Genomic DNA, 2,395 nt, shown 5'->3' with positions numbered 1-2,395 from the left:
CGTGATGGTGGGGCGCAGGTCCTTGGCCAGTGCAGGCCTGATGCGCAGGATTGCGATGAGCAGAGCAAGCCCGAGGACGGGGCCGGGGATGGACAGGCCAAGGCCCCGGACGGTGACTTCTCCGATAAGTTGGCAGGCCAGCAGGAGCCCGAGTGTTGGAAGCATGGGTATTTACCTTTTTTGCAGAGCGTCCCGGTGCGCAGTGATGCGGTGGGTCGCGCCGGTCGGTATCCTGACCAGATTTCTTCGCGAAGACCAGCAATCCGTGATGGTGTGGTATCTGATGCTCGTCGCGGCTTGCGCACGCTTTCGGGGTTTGACGCAGGTCAACGCGCCTTGCGTGAGTCAGGGTCATGGTCCACGCTGGTCTGGAGGAGTCTGCAGGATGGCAGTCTTGATCGGAATTGGCACCGTTCTGCTGTGCGTTTCGGCGCTGGCGCTGCTTGTGGTTCATGACCGGCGGGCCGACCGTGCCGAATGGGACCGGCTGGCGGCCCTGCAGCCCGCTGATCCCGCGCGGTTCGATCCCGAGATGGTCGCGGACCTGCCTGAACCTGCGCGCCGCTACTTCAGGTTCGCGATCCAGACCGGCACCCCGCTGTTGCCCGTGTCTGAAATCGACATGACGGGGAAATTCAGCCTTGGAAGCAAGCAGGCCCCTGCCTATCGACTGATGGAGGCACGCCAGATCCTGTCCGTGCCGGAGGGATTCGTCTGGGCGATGCGGACGCGCAAGGGGATGCCTTTGTCGGGGTCGGATTCCGCATTCTGGACACGGTTTCGCATTTTCGGTCTGATCCCCGTCGGGCGTTTGGGGGGTAATCCTGACCACAGGCGCTCGGCCTTTGGGCGCTATGTCGCAGAGGCCGCGATCTGGTCACCTGCCGCGCTGCTGCCGGGGCCGGGCGTGTCCTGGGAGGCGGTGGATCACAGCACCGCGCGCGTGACCGTGCGCCACGGCGCGTTGAGCCAGACGGTCGATCTGACGCTGGACGAGGAAGGTAAACCCGTTGTCGTCTCCTTCCAGCGCTGGAGCGATGCGAACCCGGACCGCATCCATCGTTTGCAGCCGTTCGGCGCGACGCTGTCGGAGTTTCGCGAGGTCGGGGGGTATCGGCTTGCGTTTCATGTCGAGGCGGGCAACATGTTCGGAACCGAGGCGTATTTTCCTTTCTTTATCGCGGATGTCTCTGAAATCCGCTTTCCGAGGGCCGTGCGATGACGGTGATGGTTCTGTCGCTTCAGGTCGCGCTGCCGCTGGCCCTAATTGCATGGGTTGCGTGTCTTCCGGCGCGGACATCGGTCAGCTTCGGACTTCAGGCGGCGGGCACCGGTGCCTTTCTGTTCGCACTGGCCCGCGTCGCGCAGTGGGCCGTTCCGGTCTGGTGGCTGCCTTGGGTCTACGGCGGGCTGTGGTTGCTCGCCGTGATGGCAGGGCTTGTGCGCAGGCGACGGGCCGCGCCGACCAGGGTCTGGGACGGGCTGGCCGGATGGGCCGGGATCGGGGTGTCGGTGGTGCTTTTGTGCGTCGGTGTCTGGTATGGAGGGCGGGCCATGATGGGCCGCAGCCTGCCAGAGGGTGAGGTTGTCGATATCGGCAATCCGCTTGGACCGGGTGACTACCTGGTGGGCAACGGGGGCTCGAACCGGCTGGTCAATGCGCATATCGGAACGCTGGACCGCCGGGTTGCGCGGTTTGGTCCATGGCGCGGCCAATCCTACGCGTTGGATTTCTTCGGTCTTGGCCCCTGGGGGCTGCGTGCGCGGGGCTGGCGACCGGCTGATCCTGCTGCCTATGCGATCTTCGGCGCGGAACTGCGCGCGCCCTGTGCGGGCAGGGTGGTCACCATGCAAGGGGAGATGCCGGATTTCGAGGTGCCGGAGAACGATCAGGTCAACCGTCTTGGAAATCACGTCATCCTGCGCTGTGGCGAGGCCGAGATCGTGTTTGCCCATATGCGGCAGAGCAGCGTGACGGTAGAGCCCGGTGATCGGGTCAGGGTGGGTGACCTGTTGGGACAGGTCGGCAATTCGGGTGCATCGACCGAGCCGCATCTGCACATCCACGCGCAACGGCCCGCGCCTCAAGCTGCGCCGCCAATTTCGGGCGAGCCGCTGGCCCTGCGTATCGAGGGCCGCTTTCTCGTGCGTGGTGATCATCTGTCAGGAGAGCCGGTCGAGCCATCCGAATAGAACGGCAGCCGCGGCAAGGGCTGACGGGCAGCTTCAATCGGGGCCGATGTCGTATCCGCACGCCCCTGCCGATGCAGGCGTCCCTGTTTCGTCGGGGCGCGCCCTTGCTGCCCGGCACGCCAGCAGGCACAAGAGGCTGACAACCGGCGGGAATTCGGAATTGGTCAGGCACATACGCAATCGGGTTGATCTTCTTACCGGC

Annotated in this window: 2 protein-coding genes; both read left to right on the top strand. The window is 64.8% G+C overall.

What is annotated here, in order from left to right; genetic code table 11:
- The first annotated feature begins 385 nt into the window (after positions 1-385).
- Complete coding sequence (locus VJ897_RS08530) at positions 386-1,222, top strand: DUF6544 family protein (protein WP_324055087.1); 837 nt, start codon at positions 386-388, stop codon at positions 1,220-1,222.
- Entirely contained in the window at positions 1,219-2,193 is a 975-nt protein-coding gene (locus tag VJ897_RS08525; protein WP_324055085.1) for a M23 family metallopeptidase, read from the top strand. Before VJ897_RS08530 ends, VJ897_RS08525 begins: the two co-directional genes overlap by 4 nt.
- Positions 2,194-2,395: the final 202 nt, after the last annotated feature.

Source organism: Salibaculum sp. (assembly GCF_035270045.1).
GTDB lineage: Bacteria > Pseudomonadota > Alphaproteobacteria > Rhodobacterales > Rhodobacteraceae > Salibaculum.
This window is presented reverse-complemented; position numbering and strand designations above follow the sequence as displayed.

Excerpts from the sequence above, each read along its gene's own strand:
- VJ897_RS08525 (WP_324055085.1), top strand. The coding sequence starts at position 1,219 with ATGACGGTGATGGTTCTGTCGCTTCAGGTCGCGCTGCCGCTGGCCCTA.
- VJ897_RS08530 (WP_324055087.1), top strand. The coding sequence starts at position 386 with ATGGCAGTCTTGATCGGAATTGGCACCGTTCTGCTGTGCGTTTCGGCG.